Raw genomic sequence first — 21,799 nt, 5'->3', positions numbered from 1 at the left:
ATAAGTGTAAAGAAACTCAGGAGGCCGCTACAGCCTCCGCCTCAAAATTCCGCCCAAGATACATATACATCGCCGGCACGACAAATAAAGTAAATAACGTTCCAATTGTCATACCGGTCGCCACTACCAAGCCCATTGCAAACCTTGCTCCTCCTCCTGGCCCCGACGCTATTAACAATGGAACCATCGCCAAAACCAGAGATGCGGTAGTCATTAAAATCGGTCGCAAACGGATTGAAGTGGCCTGCTCAATCGCTGATCGCTTATCAAGCCCTGAGAGCTGTAACTTATTGGCAAACTCCACTATCAGAATGCCGTGTTTGGAAATAACCCCAATCAGGGTAACCAGGCCCACTTGTGTGTAAACATTGAGAGTCGTCAATCCTAGACTGACAAAAATCATCGCTCCGCAAACACTCATCGGTACGGTGACCAACATAATCAAGGGATCGCGCCATGATTCAAATTGAGCAGCCAGCACCAAATAAATTACTATCAAGGCAAAGAAAAAGGTAACCACCAAATCTGATCCTTCAGTTTTGAACTGTCTGGACTGCCCCGAGTAGTCCACAGAATACTCGACCGGTAAGATTTCTTTTGCCGCATTATCCAACACCATCAGTGCTTCACCCAACGTAATTCCAGGGCGTGGCACACCCGAAATAGTGACGGCATTTAACTGTTGAAATCGCTTTAGTTGCTGTGGTTCAACAGTTTCCGTGAGCCTTATCAAAGTACTCACAGGAACCAACTTGTCGTTTACCGCCCGAATATAATATTGCTCCAACTGATCAGGGGTTAGGCGGTCAACTCTCTCGACTTGAGGGATAACTTTATAACTGCGATTATCCAGGGAAAAACGGTTAACATAAGCTCCGGATAACATCGCACCTAAGTCACGACTCAAGTCCACCATTTCCACACCCATACTGGCCGCTTTATCACGATCAATTTCTATTACAATTTTTGGCTTATCAATTTTCAGATCAGAATCTAGAAAAATAAACTTTCGACTCTCCAAAGCTCGGGTCATAATATCGCTTGCCACCGATGCCAGATTCTCCATGGGCTCTGTAGAACCGATAACAAATTCAACCGGAAGCTGCCCTCCCGCAGTTGGCAGACTTGGTGGCACCACAACGGCTATTTTTAACCCGGCTATTTGCTGTACATCACTGCTAATCAACTCCTGCATCTTTTCCGTATCGCGGTCTCTCCCTTCCCAAGGAGCCAAAACAAACCCGGCCACCGCATTATTAACACCACTACTGAAGGTGCCCGCCCCATTAAGCAGAAAAAGATTTTCAACCTCAGTAAATCTCTCAGCAATGACATTAAGTTCACCACTGTACTGTTCAACATAATCTAAAGTTGCGTAAGCATCGGCAGTAGAAATTGTAAGAACAAGCCCCCTATCCTCTGTAGGTTCAAGCTCTTGAGGGGACGTCACAAATAAGAAGTAACAACTTATCAATACAATTAAGCCGAAAACCAAAATAACTCGGCGCTCATCAAGAGAAGAATGGAGCGATTTTTCAAATCTCGTCTGAAGTCGATTAAATTGGCGTTCCAGCCAAATTTCAAACCGGGTACCTCCACCATCGCGAGGCTTTAATATTTTCGAGGCCATCATGGGAGATAAAGTAAGAGCGACCACTCCAGACAGTAATACGGCGCCAGCTAGGGAGAATGCAAACTCTATGAATAGGGTCCCGGTTAAACCACCAAGAAAACCAATAGGAATATATACTGCAATTAGCGTTGTAGTCATAGCCACTACAGGCCATGCCAACTCTCGAGCCCCTACGATCGCAGCCTCTTTTGGAGGCAAGCCCTCCTCTATATGTCGATGGACATTTTCCAGAACAATAATGGCATCATCAACAACAATCCCGATTGCCAGAACCATGCTTAGCAATGTGAGCAAGTTGATGGAAAATCCCATTAAAAACATTAAAAAGAATGCACCAACAAGAGAAAGCGGTAGTGCAATTGCTGGAATTAATACGCTTCGAACTGATCCCAGAAACAAATAAATCACCAAAATTACTATAAACACTGCTTCAACAATTGTTTTGACGACCTCTTCAATGGAGTCCTGAATATATTCAGTACTATCGTAAGGAATCTCGCCTAGCATACCCTCTGGCAACTGTGGAAAAATTTTCTGCTCCAACTCCTCGCGTACTTTTTTAATAACATCAAGGGAGTTCGCATCGGGTGCCACCTCAATAGCAATAAAAGTGGCCGATTGTCCGTTAAAAGTCACAGAGCTGTCATAGGATTCAGCTCCTAACTCTATCTCCGCCACTTCACCTAGACGAACCAACTTATCCCCATCGGCTCTAACCACTAGCTTGCGGAAATCCAATTGACGTGCAATATCTGTATCCGCACGTATTTCCAGTGCCACACGGGTTCCCTTTGTTGAACCAACTGCCGACAGAATATTATTATCCCTAAGCGCATCAGAAATATCCGCAGGTGTGACTTCCAATGCCGCCATCTCTGTCGGTTTTAACCAGACTCTCATTGCAAAGGTACTGTCCCCCAAAAGGCGAGCTCGCTGCACACCAGCTATAGTCGCCAATTTAGGTTGAACAACGCGTGTCAGATAATCCGTAATTTGATTATTAGCGAGAATATTTGAGGAAAAAGAAAGGTACATTGCAGCAGTGGTTTCTCCCTGCTGCATTTCCACGCTGGAATCCTCTGATTCATCAGGCAATTCACTGCGCAGCTTATTTACCTTGGCAACGACCTGAGTTAACACTTCATTTGGATCGTAATCAAAACGTACATAAACGTTTATCGTCGAGAGACCTTGCACGCTGGTGGAGACCATGTAATCGATACCATCTGCAGTAGCAATCTCTTGCTCAAGCGGCGTAGTAATAAACCCCTGCACTAGATCTGAGTCGGCACCAACATAAACGGTGGTTACTGTAATAACTGCATTTTCAAGTTCCGGGTACTGCCTGACATTTAATTCCGTTAGCGACCTTAAACCCAATAGAAAAATAAATAGGCTGACTACGCAGGCCAACACTGGTTTTCGAATGAAAATCTCTGTGAAATTCACAACCTATAAATTCCAGGTTTAACTATTTTCCGGTGTGGGGTCCGCGCTTTCTGGGGGTTGATTCTGATTATTGATAACCGCTTTCTCTCCATTGCGAAGTTTGAGTAATCCGCTGCTAGCCACTATATCCCCCACCAAAAGCCCTTGTGTAATTTCAACTAGATCCCCACGCTCCTCACCAGTTTTCACAAACCGTTTAACTGCGATCATATGCTCGCCATCTTTATCGGGCTCCAACACAAAAACCGCCACCCCATAGGGAGCAAAAGCCAATGCGGTTCTGGGAATAACGAGCACTTTTCGCTGTGCACTTATCTTTACGGATACCTGGGCAAACATCCCAGGACGTAAATCGTGTTGGGGATTTTCCAGAGTAGCTTGAATCAGAAAGTTTCTACTCGCACTATCCACTTGGGGGTCAACAGCGGTAATTCTTCCTTCGTAGGTATTTTTAGGGAAAGCATCTGTTGTCAACTGAATAGCAAGCCCAGCCTTAACCAAGGCATATTTTTGTTCAGGGAGGGAAAAATCAACAAAAATAGGATCAAGTTGCTGTAGAGAAACAACAGACTCCCCCGGGCTTACATTCTGCCCAAGATCGATTTTTCGAATTCCCAGTACTCCACTAAAAGGCGCCACGATAACTCGCTGATCCACCCTGGCCCGCTGCACTTCTATATTGGCAACCACCTGGTCCAAAGTACTGCGAGCGCTATCCAAATCTGCTTCGGTTGTTACACCTCGCCCCAGCAGAGTCTTGATCCGCACGTAATTACGACGGGCCAAGCGAAGCTCTGCATCCAACACCTGCAACTGCGCTTTTTCCGGTTCAGCAAAAATTTCCGCCAATAAATCGCCCTTACTAACATGCTGGCCCGACTTGAAGTGAATAGCGCTGATAACCCCCTGAGCTTCGGTAGTAACCTCTACACCATTAACAGCTCGAATGGTGCCTATTCCTTTCAGGTCTTCCTTCCAATATTGAAACTGGGCGGTTGCTGAAGTCACTGTGGCCGCAGGCAGGGCTAAGTTGTCTATGAACTGATTCACCATATGCCTGCCAATTAATTTATAAGCAAAAATTCCGCCGAAGAGCAAAAGGCATCCCAGCAGCATTAGCAACATACGCTTACTGATATCAGGCCCCCGTAAGGTGTCGTCAATAAAAACTATAAACTGATACTTGCAAGGGAAACTATGCGCTACGGAGGGGTACCCCTCTACGTAAATATCCGAACAAACGGATTAGCGCACCTGTGAGTATAGATATGGAGAGAGTGAGGAATCGGCGGGAGTTTAGGGGTGCACTATATGGCACCCCCAAGTGCTTTTTTATCGGAATACGGCTTTATCGCCTTCAACATCCGCACGGATTGTTGCTCCCGGGGAAAACTTACCGGCGAGAACATCTTGCGCCAGCGGGTTTTCCAGCCATACCTGAATAGCACGCTTTAATGGCCGTGCACCATAAACGGGATCGAACCCAACTTCTGCTAATTTATCCAGCAGGCTTTCAGATACCTCTAATTTCAGGTCTCTCTCTGTCAGTCGGCGGCAAAGTTGTTGCAGCTGAATTTCGGCAATAGAGCGTACTTCTGTCTTATCCAGTGGATGGAAGACAACTACTTCGTCAATGCGATTTATGAACTCCGGTCTGAAATGGTTCCCCACCACTTCCATCACCGCACTTTTCATCTGTCGATAACGAATTTCAGCGTCCAGGTCGTCGCCATTTTCTGCGGTGGCGTATTTTTGAATTAAATCTGAGCCAAGGTTTGAAGTCATTACGACGACGGTATTACGGAAGTCCACCGTCCGCCCCTGGCCGTCGGTCAGGCGGCCATCATCAAGGACCTGTAAAAGAATATTGAATACATCGGGGTGCGCTTTCTCCACTTCGTCTAATAGCACAACAGAATAGGGCTTTCTCCGCACCGCTTCAGTCAGGTATCCCCCTTCTTCATAACCTACATATCCGGGGGGTGCGCCAATCAGTCGGGCCACAGAGTGCTTCTCCATAAATTCCGACATATCGATACGCACCATGGCGTCTTCTGTGTCAAACAAGAACTGAGCCAATGCCTTGCATAATTCCGTCTTACCCACACCGGTTGGGCCGAGGAATAAGAATGAGCCATTGGGTCGGTTGGGGTCAGCTAGTCCCGCCCTCGAGCGGCGTACGGCATTAGCAACCGCTTCCACCGCTTCCCCCTGTCCGATGACCCGCTTGTGCAACTCATCTTCCATTCGCAGTAGCTTTTCACGCTCACCTTCAAGCATCTTAGATACAGGAATACCCGTCCAGCGAGATACCACTTCAGCCACCTCTTCATCGGTCACCCGATTGCGCAGCAGGCGGGGTTCTTCAGAAGCTTCAGCGGTAGCAGCACTTTTAAGCTGTTGTTCAAGTTGTGGTATTACACCGTACTGTAATTCAGACATTCTATTGAGATCACCTGCACGCCGTGCAGACTCCATATCGAGCTTGGCCTGCTCGAGCTTTTCCTTGAGGTCGTGGCTGCCGGCAAGCTGTGCCTTCTCCGCCTTCCAAACCTCTTCAAGGTCGGAGTATTCCCTCTCCAGTTGTAGAATCTCTTCTTCCAGTTTCGACAGGCGTTTTTTAGTCGCCTCATCATCCGTATCCTTTTTAACCGCCTCTCGTTCAATCTTTAATTGAATTAAACGGCGCTCCAATTTATCCATGGATTCCGGTTTGGAATCGATCTCCATGCGTATCCGGCTGGCGGCTTCATCAATAAGATCAATCGCTTTATCTGGTAATTGACGGTCAGTGATATAACGCTGCGATAATTTTGTCGCGGCAATAATTGCAGAGTCGGTAATATCAACACCGTGGTGTACTTCGTAGCGTTCTTTTAATCCGCGCAGAATCGCAACCGTATCCTCTTCAGTTGGTTCATCAACCAGCACTTTTTGGAAACGCCGCTCAAGCGCTGCATCTTTTTCAATATATTGCCGATACTCATCCAGAGTGGTTGCACCGACACAATGTAATTCCCCGCGGGCCAAAGCGGGCTTCAGCATATTTCCCGCATCCATGGCCCCCTCAGCTTTACCGGCACCCACCATCGTGTGGATCTCATCGATAAAGAGAATAATGCGACCTTCCTGTTTGGATAATTCGTTGAGTACCGCTTTTAATCGCTCTTCAAATTCTCCACGAAATTTTGCGCCCGCCAACAATGCCCCCAAATCCAGGGAAAGAAGACGTTTGTCCTTTAACCCTTCCGGCACTTCACCATTGACGATACGTTGAGCGAGCCCTTCAACAATGGCAGTTTTACCAACACCCGGCTCACCAATTAGTACAGGGTTATTCTTGGTACGCCGCTGTAAGACTTGAATCGTCCGCCGTATTTCATCATCGCGGCCGATCACCGGGTCAAGCTTGCCGGCCAGAGCCCTCTCGGTCAGGTCGAGAGTATATTTATCCAGCGCCTGGCGCGCTTCTTCCGCATTGGGGTCATCCACTTTTTCGTCGCCACGCACTTTTTGAATTGCCGCCTCTAATTGTTTAATGTCGCCGTTGGCATTTAGGATTTTGGAAATCTCTCCCGCCGCAGAGTCGAAAGCTGCCAGTAATACAGTTTCACTGGAAATAAAACTGTCACCATTTTGTTGGGCTCGCTTGTCCGTGAGATTCATTAAGCGCATTAATTCCTGGGACATCCCCACATCACCCGTGGGGGAAGTCACCCGCGGCAGGCTATCCAACCGCTTGGCAAGGTCATTGCGCAACCCGTTTAGGTTAAATCCCGCCTGTGACAGGAATGCGGGTACGCTTCCGTTGTTCTGGTTAAGCAGTGCCAGAATCAAGTGCTCGGGATAAATCTGGTTGTGGTCGCGCCCTACCGCCAGGGATTGCGCATCAGCAAATGCCGCCTGTAGCGGGTTTGTCATTCGGTCAATTCGCATGAACGAAACCTCTTTTACTCGATTTTTTCAAAAGCGCTGCAATAGTGGCACTAATTTGCCTTATACATTCGCTATGGTACTGACAAGTAAAATAGGGGCGCAGGAAGGGTTTTCAATGATTTAAATCAATAGCGGCATTTATTCTATGCAAAATGGTTTTGCGGCAAATCTATCTCTTATAATTTTTACAGCTCAGTCAACACCCAGCCTTGTAATTGCCCAAGCTGCCCCAATATTATCGATTGGCTTACACAGAAAAAATAAGCCATCTAGAACTTCAATTCAGTCTTTATCCCGCCATATCAAAGTTGCCATACGACCAGTTTCAGACTCTCTGCGGTAGGAAAAAAACTTCTCAGGTTCTGACATTGTGCAGAGCCCCCCGCCATACACCTCGCCAATCCCCAGCTCTGCCAACTCCGCGCGAGCCAGGGCGTAAATATCTGTTAAAAAGTGCAGTGGTTTCTTAGTGTGTGGGCGGAAACAGCTAGCGATTTTTTCTGTGTGTCGACTGCTAATTGCATTTTCAAAGAATGCCTCGAGGACATCGATTCCGGTTTCAAAGGCCTCCGGACCAATCGCTGGACCCAACCAAACCATCAACTTCTCAGGATCACACTTCATCGCCCGTACGGTGTTGCGCAATATACCACCGGCCAATCCGCGCCACCCGGCATGGGCTGCTGCTACGCGGTTACCACTCTTATCGCTTAGCAAAACAGGCAAACAGTCTGCGGTTAGCACGGCACAGACAACACCTCTTTTCATACTAAAGCAGGCATCTGCGGTTCGAACTAAGGCGTCATCACTTGCCTCGACTACTTTGTCGCTATGGATCTGCTCCAGCCACTGCGGTTCTGAGGGCAACTCAAGCTCCTCCCTCAACTGTTGGCGATTGGCAGTAACAGCTGACTCCTTGTCCCCCACGTGAGCAGCCAGATTAAAGGAGGAGAAATGGCCACAACTTTGGCCCCCAGTGCGTAGCGTCGTCGCCGCCCTCACCCCTGCGGGTGCGGGCCAATCGGGTATCAGGTAGTGGTTACTTGGCATTGAGATATCTTGCTTTGCGAAATTGTCCTTTCGAGAACCGGCGATAGGTGCCCAGGCGAATTTATAACCGGTACTTCAGGGCTCATCAGCGCGCAACTGATCGAGCAGTGCTTGCATGTCAGCAGGCATTGGCGCACACCAATGCATGTCCTGTCCACTGGTGGGATGTACTAGAGCTAGTTCAGCCGCATGCAGAGCCTGCCGAGGGAAGCTCTGGAGAGCTTCAACAAGGTCTGCCGAGGCCTCTGGAGGCAACTTTGGGCGGCCTCCGTAGAGTGGATCTCCCACGAGCGGGTGCCTGATATGGGCCATGTGTACCCGAATCTGATGAGTACGACCGGTTTCCAGCTTGCAGCGTAAGAGCGTGTAAGCGCTGTAACGCTCCTGTACACGATAATGAGTGATCGCCTCTTTGCCGCCAAAGTCCAAAACAGCCATCTTGAGACGATTTTGACGATGCCGACCGATGGGCGCATCAACACGACCCGCAGTGGTGATATATCCTTGGACCAAGGCATCATACTGTCGACTCACCGTTCTCTGCTTTAATTGATCCACGAGATGGGTCTGAGCGGCCAAAGTCTTAGCCACAACCATCAGGCCACTGGTGTCCTTATCCAGCCGGTGAACAATACCGGCTCGGGGTATCAGCTCCTGGGCTGGATTGTGATGAAGCAGGCCATTGAGCAGAGTGCCGTCGGGGTTACCGGCAGCGGGGTGGACTACGAGGCCCGCGGGCTTATTGACCACCATCAGGCAGTCATCTTCGTACATAATATTGAGGTCGAGGTCCTGGGCAGCCCAGCTACCTTGGGGTTCCAGCTCTGCGCGAAGCTGGATAAGCTCGCCGCCAAAGAGCTTTTCCTTGGCCTTAGCTGGGGCTCCGTTTAAGGTGAGCTGGCCGCCTTTGATCCACGATTGGAGGCGCGCGCGCGAAAAATCGGGAATTAATTCGGCTGCGGCCTGGTCTAAGCGTCGACCAGCCATATTGGCAGGAACTTGGATATCTAGTTTTAGGTGTTCAATCATCAATCAATTGCAAATACTTTGGGCAGCTCCGCGACTGTGGTTAAATGTCCGACGCGCCAGGTTAATACTGGTGGGTAGTTTAATAAGGTAGAGTGTAAGAATGATAGAGCGAGGGGCTATGCAGACCTGGAAAATGCTGTGGCTGGCCTTGGTGTCCGCAATATTGGTTGCCTGCGCCAACACAGATGATTCGGAAGTGGGCCTACCCACAGGTTCACGTACAGAGCAGGCATACTACGAGATGGCCCAGCGACAGCTGCGAACCAGCCAGTGGGATCTTGCCATCAGAAACCTGCGAGCCCTGGAAGACAACTTCCCATTCGGCAACTACGCGGAACAGGCTCAGCTTGAGCTGATCTATGCCTACTACCGCAACTATGAAAACGATGCTGCTATCGCCGCTGCAGACCGCTTTATCCGCCTACACCCCCAGCACCGCAATGTCGACTACGCCTACTATATGAAGGGCCTGTCCTCCTTTACTGAGGGCACAGGCCTGTTCGAGCGCTTTATGCCTACCGACTTGACCAGTCGCGACCCAGGATCGGCTCGAGAGTCATTCGCTTATTTCTCCCAGTTAATGGCCCGCTACCCTGAGAGCCGCTACGCTCCAGACGCGCAAAAGCGCATGATCCACTTGCGTAACCTGCTGGCTCGCTATGAAGTTCACGTGGCTAACTACTACTTTAAGCGCGGCGCCTACCTCGCAGCAGCCAATCGCGGCCGCTACATTGTGGAAAACTTCCAGCAAACACCCGCAATCCCCGATGCCCTGGCAGTTATGGTTCAAGGTTATCATTTGATGGAAATGCAAGATCTCGAGGCTAATGCCCTGGATGTACTGCGCAATAACTATCCAAAGCACCCCGCTTTTAACGAAGACGGTACTTTCAACTACGACTTTTACAAAGGTCCGAGCGGCCGCAGTCTGGTGCATAGGGTCACCCTGGGCCTGTTTGAAAAATCTGACCCGCGGGGCTTTGACAGCCGGGAGCTCTATAATCCCGAATACAACCGGGACGAGACTCCCCTGCCTCCAGAGCTTCTGTAACTTATCACTTGAAAATAGAAACGGCGCCGAATGGCGCCGTTTCTATTTTCAGGATGGCTAGTCACCCAGCTTCCAGCCATTGGTGATGGGATAACGACGATCCCTTCCAAATCCGCGTTCAGAAATACGCACCCCGATGGCTGCCTGGCGCCTTTTGTACTCATTGCGTCCCACTAATCTGACCACACGCTCTACATCCTCTCTCTGGAAGCCACGCTGAATGATTTCCTCAGCGCTGTGGTCTTGATCAACATAGAGGTTGAGAATTTGATCCAGGATCTCGTAAGGCGGAAGGCTGTCAGAATCCACTTGGTCTGGGGCCAGCTCAGCACTGGGAGGGCGAGTAATGACCGTTTCAGGAATCACTTCAGAAATTGTGTTGCGGTAACGGGCCAGCTCGAATACCAATACTTTGGGAACATCCTTCAGGGCATTGAATCCGCCTACCATATCCCCGTATAGGGTCGCGTAACCAACGGCCATCTCACTCTTGTTACCGGTGGTCAGGACCATCGCGCCCTTCTTATTGGAGATAGCCATCAAAAGAACACCACGAGAGCGGGCCTGCAGGTTCTCCTCGGTGGTATCCCTCTCACTGCCAGCAAATTCTTCAGCGAGAGCTCCCATAAACGAATCAAAGATGGGCTCGATACTAATTTCCCGATAGTGAACCCCCATTCTTTCCGCCTGATCGGCCGCGTCGCCTTTACTCAGATCTGAGGTATAGCGAAACGGCATCATTACTGCCTCAACACGCTCTTTACCCAGCGCATCGACCGCAACTGCCAATGTCAGAGCAGAGTCGATTCCACCCGACAACCCCAGCACAACGCCATTGAAACCATTCTTATTAACGTAGTCGCGCACCCCGAGTACCAGGGCTTGGTACACAGAAGCCAAATCGCCGCGAGGAGAAGCAATTTCCCCAGGGAGTACCGTCAAATCCTGTCCCTGCAGAGATATGGAAGCTGGCAGCAACTGCTCTGTAAACTCCTCAGCCCTGGCACATACCTCTCCCTCAGCATCAACAACGATTGAGCCGCCGTCAAAAACCAGCTCGTCCTGACCACCGCACCAGTTTACATAGGCAATGGGGACCCCGGCATTCTTTGCCTGCTTGGAAACCAACTCCAGCCTCTGTTGAGCCTTGCCCCGGTGGAAAGGTGATGCATTGATGTTGAGAATCAACTTGGCTCCAGCATCGACTGACTGCTTGATGGGCTCTGGAAACCAAATATCCTCACAAACACTCAGCCCTACAGGAACTCCCTTGATATGCACTACACAGGAAGATTTACCCGGTTTGAAGTAACGCTTTTCATCAAAGACCTGATAGTTAGGCAGCTTCTGTTTGGCATATTCTGCGATTAACTCTCCCTCAACTATTACCCCCGCCATATTGAACATAACGCCATCGAGCAACTTGGGGTAACCCACAACAATGGCACAGGGCAGTTCTGCAGCTTTGAGCTGATCCAATGCCGCATCAATACGAATCTGCATACTGGGTCGTAACAACAGGTCTTCAGGAGAGTAGCCGCACAGGGTCAGCTCCGGAAAAAGTACCAAGTCAGCACCCAGCTCCTGGTGCGCTCGGCGCGCAATTTCTATCACCTGCTTGGTATTCCCTGGAATATCTCCCACCAGGGAATTGATTTGTGCCAGCACTAACTGCAAAGTAGACATCGTTGAACCTCGGACAAGACAGGCCGCTATTGTAACCCCATCGGGATAACAACAGCAGCGGCTCACCACTACAAGAATACCGGGCATCTACAGTGAGCAGTTCCCAGACATCCCCCCAACAACACCATGAGCTTTTACGCATAAGCGCAATTTACCGAGTAGCAATAGCCCTAGTTCTGCTGGGAGTATTCTACTCCGATATAGGTGGAGGCTCGCTTGGCACGTACTTGCCAACACTATTTATATATACAACGTCTTCCTATGCCCTTCTGAATGTGGCGTGGTTACTATTTTTGCGCCAGAAGGCTTACCAGACAAATAGCAGCCAAGTCGGGATCATTTTGGGTTGTGACATTCTGGTTTTCTTGTTGTTGATCGAGGCTAGTGGAGGACTAAACTCTGGCCTCGGTTATTTACTGCTTATCAGTTGTTCAATCGGTGCCATCCTACTTGATAAGCGCCTCAGTGCATTTTTTGCGGCCATTGCTAGCTTGGGTGTTATCGCGCTCCAGCTTTACCATTTACTAACTGAATCGGGTTCTAGCCAGGAGATTGTGTCTGCTGGCGGACTAGGTTTACTACTATTTGTAACCGTAAGTGCCATCCAGTACCTATCGGAACGTATTCGTAAAGCTAATATTCGCGCAGACAAACAAAGCCGCCAGGCTGCACACCTTCAACGCCTGGCTCAAGAAATCATTGAAAGAATGAATACCGGTGTATTAGTTTTAGGCCCTACTTACAAGCCAGAACTGATCAATAAATCAGCAAGAAGATTACTAGAAAACCAAGTCGATGCAGCACATGACTACCATGAAGAGCTGAGACAAAAGGTTAAGGAATGGCGCAGTCATAAGAGTCAAAATAATGTCCTTATCCCCGCAAAAAATGGAGACGAGCTTCATGCAAACTTTTCAGAATTACAGCATGATACTGGCCATAGCACATTAGTTTTTGTGGAGGACAACCGGAAGCTGGCGGAGGCAGCCCAAAAGCTTAAACTCGCCTCCCTGGGCCAACTGACAGCTTCAATTGCTCATGAAATACGCAACCCTTTAGCGGCAATCCAACACGCGGCACAGCTACTATCAGAGTCTCCAGAATTAAAAGAAGAGGACCGCCAATTAACGGACATAATCTGTCGCCAAAGCCAGCGAATTAATGAGATTGTAGAAAATGTGATGCAGCTTTCACGGAAGCGCGCCCGTTCAGCCCAAGAATATGAACTTGGGGCTTGGCTCAAGCAATTCTTAGCAGACTTCAGTGCAGGGAAAGCGGATAACGCCGTCGAATTAGACTCTACAGGGCAAGCACTACCTGTGTATTTTGACTCCGCACAATTGTCACAAGTAGTCACCAATTTAACAGAGAACGCCTTGGAACACTCAAAACTAGCTACAGGAGTGGGCCATGCCTATATTAGTGCTTACTATAATAAGGAGCGCAGGAATACGATTTTAGAGATCAAAGATCTTGGCACAGGTGTACCCGAAGAGCTACTCAATAAAATATTTGAACCATTCTTTACAACAGGAAAAAACGGCAATGGGCTGGGCTTATATATCGCACGCGAGCTATGTGAAGCCAATAACCTTAGCCTTTATCACTGCCGGAGTAGCGACAACAAAAGTTGCTTTAGGATCGAATTTGCCAACTGTGAGGAAATTGCTTGATCTGGCTCAGAGAAATTTTTTGACCTATAAGCCATTATATTAAGAAGATTTCTGACATAATTTCAGCTGATAAACCGCCAAATAATTTCACACAACAAGAAAAGACAAAAAATAATGCGACCTCTGGCACTGGTTGTTGACGACGAACCAGATATTTGTAACTTAATTAGCCTAACACTTAAGCGAATGGATGTGGATTGCCATAGTGCAGGCACACTCGCACAAGCCAAGGAGCTTCTATACAACAATAGCTACCAGTTTTGCCTTACAGATTTGCGCCTTCCCGATGGTGATGGCCTACAACTGGTTGAATATATTCAGCAGGGTATCGAATCGCATCTGCCTATAGCGGTCATCACCGCTCATGGCAATATGGATAGTGCAATTAAAGCACTGAAGCTGGGCGCATTTGACTTTGTCAGTAAACCTGTTGACTTAGAGCGCTTGAGAAACCTTGCTCAACTGGCTCTCCGTTTGAGTCATCACCAAAGCGGTGAGTTAACTCAGAGTGATACAGAGCTGTTGTTGGGTGATGCTGGCAACATGCGAGTTTTAAGGAATCAACTGGCAAAAGTTGCACGCAGTGATGCGCCTATATATATCAGCGGTGAGTCTGGGTCGGGAAAAGAACTGGCAGCTCGGTCTATTCATCAGCAAGGAGCCAGAGCTGATAAGCCTTTTGTCCCTATTAATTGCGGAGCAATTCCAAAAGAGTTAGTAGAAAGTGAATTTTTCGGGCACCGAAAAGGTAGCTTTACTGGCGCTTATAAAGACAAGATCGGCTTACTTCAAAGTGCAGAGGGGGGAACTCTGTTTCTCGATGAAATCGCTGACCTTCCCCTGGATATGCAGGTCAAACTGCTTAGGGCTATACAAGAAAAATCTGTTCGTCCCATAGGCGCAAATCAAGAAATCCCTATTGATATTCGCATTCTCAGCGCGACTCATAAGAATTTGGCTGCTGAAGTGGCAGAAGGGCGCTTTCGTAGCGACCTCTACTATCGAATCAATGTTATAGAGATCTCCATACCACCACTTCGCGAACGTATTGAAGATATTCCTGTTCTTGCACAAGCTATTATGCAAAGAATTGCACGGAAGCCCGGTCTACCCCGACCTAAAATACATCCTCAAGCAATGTTAGCTCTTCAGAAATTTCATTTTCCAGGAAATGTTAGACAACTGGAAAATATTCTCGAGAGAGCTTTCACTTTATGTGAGAAGGGAGAAATTAAAGAGTCAGACCTTAAGCTTGATCAAAATACGTCACCAGCAAAAGAACTCCCTGAGTTTGCCCAACTCCCCGTGACATCAATTCCTTCACAGGGCTTATTTGACTCCTCTCAGCACACAACGATTGATGAATTTTTACAAGAGATCGAAAAAGAAGTTATAGAGAGCGCGTTAAGCAAGACAAAGTGGAATAGAACTGCGGCCGCAGAACGCCTTGGAATCAGTTTTCGCTCACTTCGTTACAGATTGAAAAAGCTAGGACTTGAAACTTAACTTATCCATTTGAGTAGCTCTAAGCTTATCGAGAGCTACTCAAATTCTGTTGGTCTCAATTCACCAGAAACGACTAACGACTTAAAGATCACCAACAATCATCTTTTCTAGCCCCTGTTGCATCCTTAGCACCCGTTTGAGTTAAAGTGAAGCTTGTGCAATCACCATCACCCACCTGATATGATCCCGACTGAGGTGCCGCTGTCAACGTATATGTTGTCGCCGTCAGAACACCTGTAATAGAGTAAAAATTATTCTCCGTTGACAGAGTGTTTCCTTTAGATATATTGCCTGCAATGGAACAGTTAGCATCATCGTAAGCACTAAAAGCCGTAAAGCAGCGCTGTAAACGCTGCGCCACATCATTCAATTCAGTTTTAGCCTCTGCGCGATTACTTTTCCGAACAGACTCCATATAAGAAGGGTAAGCGATTGCCGCGAGTATCCCAATAACCGCTACAGCAATCATTAGCTCTATCAAAGTAAATCCGTAATTTATACTAAACTTATGATTTTTCATAAATGCTATTCTTTTGGTTGCCGCCATGATAATCGAGAATAGGGACTTCCAGTTTCACCAAGTATATTTCCGTACTTGCCTGAAGTATCTGAATAAGGGATAAGCACTTTTTTTCCTGCAATGATAACATCAGAATAACCGGTAGTAGCACTATCCTGTTTCGTGTTGGGCTCTTTCAGAATACCATCATTTGCATATTTGGGGTCACCTAGCCCTCTCACTTCCATAGTCCAGCCTGCCGCACCGTAAGCGCAGGGGTCCTCTGATGGAATTAAAGTCGGGAAAATTAAGTGATCTTGAATTAATAGAGGCTTGCTAATAATTCTCTCGCCTGTTATTCCGCCAGTAGATCCAGAGGCTGTGCCAAAATCTAAATACCATCCTTTTTGAGTGCCCCACCAAGAGGTATCACTATCTTTGTTAATGGTTCTCGAGCCGGCAGACTCTGAGATAGATTTCGCAAACAATTCGGATCTATCGGTAGATGTAATATTATTTTCATTATCAACAATGCCATAGAAGGTATGAATCACCCCCCCCTTACCATCATCAGCTGTCGATAAATAGCTACCCGTACCAAAGTACACCATAATAGCATTTTCCACCTGCCAGTTTGCTCCTAGCGTGGGTGTAGCGGTGATAGGCTGAGGATTGCCATTATAATCCTTTGCAGTAAACAAGGGTTTAACGTCAAATGCAACCTTAAAACTGTTCAAGTCAAACTTCCACATATTACCGAAAAGATCACCAGCATATGCGGCTCTAACCACACCATAAATATCAGGCAATAGCGCGGGACCCGCCAAACCGTTACTGGTTGTGCTGCCGGTCTCTAATACAACTATATCACTGGGATCTGCCAAGTCGACAACAACCAAAGCGGCGGTATCGTCATTAGAGTTGTACCCATTACCAAAAATTAATTTCCAGCCCGCTGGTGTCGGCGCAATTGTCGGTTGCCCAATGATATTGCCAATACTGTCACTATCTGAACTATCCAGTTCAAACATAACTTTTGGAGTCGATGGGTTAGTCACATCAAGAACAAAAAGTCCTTCCGAGCCAGCCCCATAAGTGCCGACTAAAACATTCTTCCATGCGCCATTAAAATAAGCATCGCTTACATACAAGGGGCCATCCACAATATACTCATGGGGGTTAGATTCAGTACCGTAGTCAGTCTTCGTCAGATCAGCCAGCTTTTCATAGGCACCCGATGGAATATATGCAAATTCTTCAATACCAGTGGAAGTATTTAATCCGTGCAACATTCCATCGTTAGCGCTCACATAGAGAATTTCTTTTGAGCGACTTTGTTTAGCCGATAAGTAAGTCTGGTATTCGTCTCCTCCAAGAGCTCCAGGAAGGCGCGAATAATTCATATCTCTATTATCCGCTAATGCTGGACTACTATTAACAACATCACCCAACAGATGTGTACGGCTACGCATTCCAGTGATCGACTTGCCCCACAGCCATTCCAAACGTTCCTTACCAACGGATTCATCATCCACTCCAATTAAGGCCGATTTTTGTGCGGCGGTAAGATTATTCCAAGTAAAGCTAACGGTGTCGGAGCCATCAAAGGTGAGCATCGTTCGACCTGACGTGGGTATTTTCCCTGAAGTAGATGTACTCCACTTAGCAGTATCACTCATGCTTCCATCGGTATCCATTTCAATGGCTTTGACTTCGCCACTCCAATCATTTGAATCAAATAGCGCTTGGAAAACCAACGTATCAGTTCCGAGACGAGTAGAGTTGGCAGCTACCGACGATGCCGATCCAGATCGCCCGCTAATATCACTTAACACCGCTTTCAATTGATTAGCGAAAGTAGTGGAGTCGGCAGCACTATAGAAACCTCCACGGCTATTGAGTGAGGCATGCAATAGATCATCTAATTTATTCGGATCACTGGCGTCTGGGTCCCCCCAAGAAATAGTAGTACCGGTATCAATAGCATTAAACGCCGTTTCCGGGTCGATGTTGCCAGTTACTCCAAGTGCAACCCCAAAAGTCACCATATGTTGCCAGGTTGCCGTATCAATACTGCCTTCAGCTTGACTTACATTATTTGATAGATTGGTATTTAAATCGGTTTTCCAATAATCCATGGCAATATCTGCCAGTGTATTACTATACGAATCGGAGAATGGCGCGCCATAAGTTCCATCCGCATTGCCGTAGTTATCAATCTTACTACTGCCATAATCATTGCCATAACCATCTGTCATTAAAATGGTATAGCTCGATCTACAGGCAACATCAGAGCTAGTGCTATCACTCTCTCCAGGTGTTGAAGACCAAGGCCCCCTGCTATCCATGCGACTGTAGTATTTACCCGCTGCTTCCAGAGCGTTTAATAAAGGGGTCCCTTGTGAAGGAATCGTTGTTCCATACAGCCTCTCAAAGAAATTCTCTCTATCGGTATCCTTAAAAGCGCGCACCCCCTCAAGGATCACATCAGTGCTAACATTATCAATAGTTTTGCTACCAGTATTAAGTGTACCAAAACCTACGCGTAACCCCTCCCCTTGGGCCGAAAAAGCATGTCCGATCCCTGCCCGGGACATCAATACACGAGAGCGATGGTAGCTATACCAGTTAGCAAAATTCTGAATTTCCTCAGCATAGGTACAAGCACTTGAATCTGCGCAGTCCGTTCGCGCACTGCCCCCCGCATAGGTACTTCCATCATTCTTAATTTGGACACGATCATAGCTACTAGAAAAATAAACATCTGATGAAGCTGTCCCTTTATAATTAAAATAGGTGGCGGGATAGAATGTAAGGTCGCCGCTCTCACACAATTCATCGAATGAATTACTCGAATCCTTGGAAGCGGTGCCTTTTATCCAACAATTTGCACTCTGTTTATTATTTACTGTGAGGTTGCGCCAGCCTTTAGAGATATCATAAGGGTTGTGATATGCCTTCTGAGGATTTGCATTTAAAAATGCATTGCCATATTCATCCTCCTCGGCCCAAGGAAGATACAGAACGGCTGGATTATAATAAGATTTGTTATTATATGAGGAGCGGTAATAAGCAGCCCATTTATTATCGCTATCGAATTTCGCTATGGTCTGTCTATCATCGGACCCATTCCAGTAGTCACAACCAGAAGACGAAGAGCTATTATAAGGACAAGGGGTTAATCGCACAGCAGCATTATGACTATCCGCTTCAGTTTGCGGGAAAACATACTCTACTGAATAGGTTTCATACCTATACACATACTTCTTTTTTTTATTATTCCATATCTGTGTCCATACAGAAAAATACTCAGTAATTTCCGAGGGAGTAACTTCAAACTGCATTGATCCAGAATCATCCAAAATAAACATAATATTTGGATCAACCGAAGTACTTAAAAATAGTGGCTGCTGAGCAAGATCGAGAGATGCTGCGCTATGTGTTATCCCTAAGCTTAAAAATGCCGCCATAATTTTAGAGGCGCTTTTAAATTTTCTTATAAGACGAATCATAATCATTATTCCAAGCGCAAATTATTAAGGCGCAGTAGACTGGAGAATTACTATGGTGCTATCGCTACTACCGACGCCGCGACTGGTAATCCGGTAGTATTCGGGTGGCTCAGCGTTAGCTTGGTTAGTGTGATCAATAGGACCACCATCATTGCCACTCCATACCGACCCCTCAATTCTCTCGACTACATAGCGCGGTTGACTGGCAACTCCACTGAGGTTCATGTCATCTATGTCAGGTGAAATCGAGTCGTTTTCCCAGTCAAACTCCAACCAAAACTCAATTGCGGAAGAACCACTCATTTCCTGAAAATATCCCGATCCAGACTCGGGCTCATCTGCAAAAGAAATAGTTTTCCCGGATACGTCAGAAAGTTCGGCCTCGGCAAGCCGCAAAGCGGCTTCCGCTGCTTGGAATGCAAGCTGTCGATCGCGCATATTACCGGCCATTAACTCCTGCATGCCACTTCCGCGAATTGCCGCAAGTCCGATAAAAGTCATCAGCAATAAAATAATCAAGCCGACAAGTAACGTCGCTCCAACTTGATTTTTCGGTTTTTTAATATGATACCTTTTTCTCACTTTTCTATCTCCAATCACGGCATACTGCTACGGATAGATACGGTACTCATGAAGACCTGGCGCAAGCGCTTATCGCCTGGATTTAGATCCTCTTCCCCATTAAAACTGTATAGTTGGGTGTCCTGAAGTACATTATCGTCATCAGAGGAAATCAATAATTCCACCCTAATACTGACCAAGTTTTTCCAGTCGGTAACGGCAATTTCTTTAGCGGGCTTATATACATCTGGAACATAATCTCTATTAGCACTCGTATCCAAGCCATAAGTGATCTGCATTTGTTCAACTCCAGCTAGAAGTTCTTGAGATTCACCATTTACCTCTCGAAACAAGCTTGGGCGACCAGAAGTTCCATTATCGATATAATAATACGTACTGGTTGCCACAAAAACTTGCGCATCATAGGTGAAGTATTTTTTATGATTGCGTTCACTTGCACCAAAGACACCGCTCCCTTTTATATTTCCAGGTGTGAAGCCATCAGCATCTGAGTGATATAGCCCAATCTCCCTCACCGCATTATTAGTTGTACGGTCAAATCCAGTCACTTGGAAAACTTGTGCCTTTGTACAATCGGCAATTATCAAAATATCATTTAAACAGATGCCGCTAAATTTATCCTCACCCACATCACAGCCATTTTCTTCAGTTCCTGTATCATCTACCCAAACCCGATCAGGCCATGATTCTTCAGCTACCTCCACAGGCGTGCCTCTAGCGCTTCTCAGCAATAAAACATCTGAGTCACCAGAATGATTAGGATAATTTGCATTAACCTGGTCGTGATCGATACCCTCTGCGGGCTGCGAAAAATTATAAGGTGTTGTTTCGTTATCATTTAATAAATTTTCAATCTCACCACCACTCGCAATATTCATACAGCCAACATATCCGGCCATACGTATATCTTCACTTATAAATTCAATTGCAAGTCGTCCAGTTTCCTGCACCCTAGCTATAGCCTGTTGGGTTGTAAATGTGACTTTACTCGATAAAAAAAGCTGTACCACTCCAGCCATTAATACCAAGCCAACAGTTATAGACACCATAAGTTCTACAAGAGAAATTCCTCGTTGCTTAAGCATTGAAACTCCAACTAAATTCTTGTCATATATTGAAAGCTACTGGTACCTTCATCATCACCAGTACCAGTGGAATCCTCTTCCCCCCACTGGACAATCACCGTACATACATCGTTTACATCACAACTAATTCCCCCCGTACCCGCCGGGAGGAGATCTGACAACAAGTTTCGCCACTCACTTAAATCAATATCAGCGCGATTTGAACTCGCAGTTGGTGTGGGATCATCAACATCTATCTCATAGTCTGATAAATTTTCACGATTAGCTCTTATGCGCTCAAATACATCTTGAGCCAAAACATTCGCCTGTGAGCGCATATAGGCACTATGGTTATATTGCAGCGCTTTGTTTTGCAGTGCAGCCAAACCAAGCAACGAAGTGGAAAGAATTAATACAGTTACCATCACTTCGATTAGTCCAACTCCACGCTGGAAATTCAGTAATTTCACTTCACTCTCCTTAACAGTCGGTTTTCGATACGGTTATTAAACCAGCGGCTCCAACTGTCATTGTTCTTTCATTAGTGCCAGTACATTTAGAGTTTTTCACCGTTATTGACGTATCAGTAAAGCGTCCCAATGTCCCCATACTTGTGTAGCGGATGAACTTTGTAGCAGCTCCCTGTACAACTTGAATATCGGCGTCCTCATCATTGATCTCCCACACCCTTATTAACTCACTAACTACCGGCGCCAGCGCACTATCAGTAGCAGCGCCATCAGCAAATACTATCCACCCCTGGCTCCAGGTATCAGCCGCTCCACAACTTACTCCACTGGTACTCGCACAGATAGAGACCCTGTCACCACGCCGCACAGCTTCAGTGCGGGCAAAATTAATCGCTCCAGCAAGGTTCTCAGCCAACGCCACTGAGCGGCTGTTGTTGATCATGTCCTTAAAGCTCGGGACTGCAATGCCAACAAGAACAGCCAAAATCACAAGTGTGATCATCATCTCTATTAGCGTAAATCCATATTGTTTCCGGATAAGACTACCCTGATCTAAGTTCCTAAATTGCATCTATTTCAAACGCCTGTACTAATAATTCGGAGTTCACTTTACCGCCAAACACCTAGAAAGAGAAAAAGACCGTGGATATAGTCGGAAA

General features: G+C 46.9%; 15 protein-coding genes. 3 read left to right on the top strand and 12 right to left on the bottom strand.

All coding sequences use genetic code 11. From position 1 onward, the window contains the following. Window positions 1–16: 16 nt before the first annotated feature. The 5 genes from ACJJI4_RS23595 to rluD all read right to left on the bottom strand — a co-directional run bounded on the left by ACJJI4_RS23595 (window position 17) and on the right by rluD (window position 9,097). Window positions 17–3,082, bottom strand: coding sequence for an efflux RND transporter permease subunit (locus ACJJI4_RS23595; RefSeq protein ID WP_444926623.1), 3,066 nt, complete (start codon window positions 3,080–3,082; stop codon window positions 17–19). Window positions 3,083–3,100: 18 nt separating this feature from the next. After that, window positions 3,101–4,207: an efflux RND transporter periplasmic adaptor subunit gene (locus tag ACJJI4_RS23590; RefSeq protein WP_444926622.1), complete on the bottom strand. Its 1,107-nt coding sequence runs from the start codon at window positions 4,205–4,207 to the stop codon at window positions 3,101–3,103. Window positions 4,208–4,414: 207 nt separating this feature from the next. Continuing rightward, entirely contained in the window at window positions 4,415–7,018 is a 2,604-nt protein-coding gene (gene clpB / locus ACJJI4_RS23585; protein ID WP_444926621.1) for an ATP-dependent chaperone ClpB, read from the bottom strand. A gap of 282 nt (window positions 7,019–7,300) precedes the next feature. Then, a complete protein-coding gene (gene pgeF, locus ACJJI4_RS23580; protein WP_444926620.1) occupies window positions 7,301–8,068 on the bottom strand; it encodes a peptidoglycan editing factor PgeF in 768 nt (255 codons plus the stop codon). 75 nt (window positions 8,069–8,143) lie between these two features. After that, entirely contained in the window at window positions 8,144–9,097 is a 954-nt protein-coding gene (gene rluD / locus ACJJI4_RS23575) for a 23S rRNA pseudouridine(1911/1915/1917) synthase RluD (RefSeq protein WP_413664317.1), read from the bottom strand. Between the two features lie 100 nt (window positions 9,098–9,197). Here rluD and ACJJI4_RS23570 point away from each other — a divergent pair, with 100 nt between their 5' ends. Beyond that, window positions 9,198–10,148, top strand: a complete 951-nt coding sequence (locus ACJJI4_RS23570) for an outer membrane protein assembly factor BamD (RefSeq protein ID WP_444906458.1) — start codon at window positions 9,198–9,200, stop codon at window positions 10,146–10,148. A gap of 57 nt (window positions 10,149–10,205) precedes the next feature. Here the strand turns inward: ACJJI4_RS23570 and ACJJI4_RS23565 are convergent, their stop codons facing one another. Further along, window positions 10,206–11,834, bottom strand: coding sequence for an NAD+ synthase (locus ACJJI4_RS23565; protein WP_444914802.1), 1,629 nt, complete (start codon window positions 11,832–11,834; stop codon window positions 10,206–10,208). 92 nt (window positions 11,835–11,926) lie between these two features. On the opposite strand from ACJJI4_RS23565, the gene ACJJI4_RS23560 reads away from it, so the two are divergent. After that, on the top strand, window positions 11,927–13,507 hold the full coding sequence (locus ACJJI4_RS23560; protein WP_444926619.1) for a sensor histidine kinase: 1,581 nt from the start codon (window positions 11,927–11,929) through the stop codon (window positions 13,505–13,507). 114 nt (window positions 13,508–13,621) lie between these two features. Next, the gene (locus tag ACJJI4_RS23555; RefSeq protein ID WP_444926618.1) at window positions 13,622–15,013 is read left to right on the top strand and encodes a sigma-54-dependent transcriptional regulator; all 1,392 of its coding nucleotides are present in this window, start codon (window positions 13,622–13,624) and stop codon (window positions 15,011–15,013) included. 88 nt (window positions 15,014–15,101) lie between these two features. Here ACJJI4_RS23555 and ACJJI4_RS23550 read toward each other — a convergent pair whose 3' ends face one another. Genes ACJJI4_RS23550 through ACJJI4_RS23525 form a run of 6 tightly spaced genes read right to left on the bottom strand, consistent with a single transcriptional unit; the run spans window position 15,102 to window position 21,711 of the window. After that, on the bottom strand, window positions 15,102–15,533 hold the full coding sequence (locus tag ACJJI4_RS23550; protein ID WP_444926617.1) for a type IV pilin protein: 432 nt from the start codon (window positions 15,531–15,533) through the stop codon (window positions 15,102–15,104). A 5-nt stretch (window positions 15,534–15,538) separates the two neighbouring features. Beyond that, on the bottom strand, window positions 15,539–19,024 hold the full coding sequence (locus ACJJI4_RS23545; RefSeq protein WP_444926616.1) for a pilus assembly protein: 3,486 nt from the start codon (window positions 19,022–19,024) through the stop codon (window positions 15,539–15,541). A 24-nt stretch (window positions 19,025–19,048) separates the two neighbouring features. Beyond that, entirely contained in the window at window positions 19,049–19,606 is a 558-nt protein-coding gene (locus ACJJI4_RS23540) for a pilus assembly PilX family protein (RefSeq protein WP_444926615.1), read from the bottom strand. 14 nt (window positions 19,607–19,620) lie between these two features. Continuing rightward, the gene (locus ACJJI4_RS23535) at window positions 19,621–20,691 is read right to left on the bottom strand and encodes a PilW family protein (RefSeq protein WP_444926614.1); all 1,071 of its coding nucleotides are present in this window, start codon (window positions 20,689–20,691) and stop codon (window positions 19,621–19,623) included. Between the two features lie 11 nt (window positions 20,692–20,702). Beyond that, on the bottom strand, window positions 20,703–21,140 hold the full coding sequence (pilV, locus tag ACJJI4_RS23530) for a type IV pilus modification protein PilV (protein WP_444926613.1): 438 nt from the start codon (window positions 21,138–21,140) through the stop codon (window positions 20,703–20,705). A gap of 10 nt (window positions 21,141–21,150) precedes the next feature. After that, window positions 21,151–21,711: a GspH/FimT family pseudopilin gene (locus ACJJI4_RS23525; protein ID WP_444926612.1), complete on the bottom strand. Its 561-nt coding sequence runs from the start codon at window positions 21,709–21,711 to the stop codon at window positions 21,151–21,153. Between the last annotated feature and the right edge of the window lie 88 nt (window positions 21,712–21,799).

The organism is Microbulbifer maximicatervae (SeqCode), from assembly GCF_052467305.1.
This window is presented reverse-complemented; position numbering and strand designations above follow the sequence as displayed.

Bases quoted from the DNA above. Each gene is read 5' to 3' on its own strand.
- ACJJI4_RS23590 (WP_444926622.1), bottom strand. From the start codon at position 4,207: ATGTTGCTAATGCTGCTGGGATGCCTTTTGCTCTTCGGCGGAATTTTT.
- clpB (WP_444926621.1), bottom strand. From the start codon at position 7,018: ATGCGAATTGACCGAATGACAAACCCGCTACAGGCGGCATTTGCTGAT.
- pgeF (WP_444926620.1), bottom strand. From the start codon at position 8,068: ATGCCAAGTAACCACTACCTGATACCCGATTGGCCCGCACCCGCAGGG.
- rluD (WP_413664317.1), bottom strand. From the start codon at position 9,097: ATGATTGAACACCTAAAACTAGATATCCAAGTTCCTGCCAATATGGCT.
- ACJJI4_RS23570 (WP_444906458.1), top strand. From the start codon at position 9,198: ATGATAGAGCGAGGGGCTATGCAGACCTGGAAAATGCTGTGGCTGGCC.
- ACJJI4_RS23565 (WP_444914802.1), bottom strand. From the start codon at position 11,834: ATGTCTACTTTGCAGTTAGTGCTGGCACAAATCAATTCCCTGGTGGGA.
- ACJJI4_RS23555 (WP_444926618.1), top strand. From the start codon at position 13,622: ATGCGACCTCTGGCACTGGTTGTTGACGACGAACCAGATATTTGTAAC.
- ACJJI4_RS23550 (WP_444926617.1), bottom strand. From the start codon at position 15,533: ATGAAAAATCATAAGTTTAGTATAAATTACGGATTTACTTTGATAGAG.
- ACJJI4_RS23545 (WP_444926616.1), bottom strand. From the start codon at position 19,024: ATGATTCGTCTTATAAGAAAATTTAAAAGCGCCTCTAAAATTATGGCG.
- ACJJI4_RS23535 (WP_444926614.1), bottom strand. From the start codon at position 20,691: ATGCTTAAGCAACGAGGAATTTCTCTTGTAGAACTTATGGTGTCTATA.
- ACJJI4_RS23525 (WP_444926612.1), bottom strand. From the start codon at position 21,711: ATGCAATTTAGGAACTTAGATCAGGGTAGTCTTATCCGGAAACAATAT.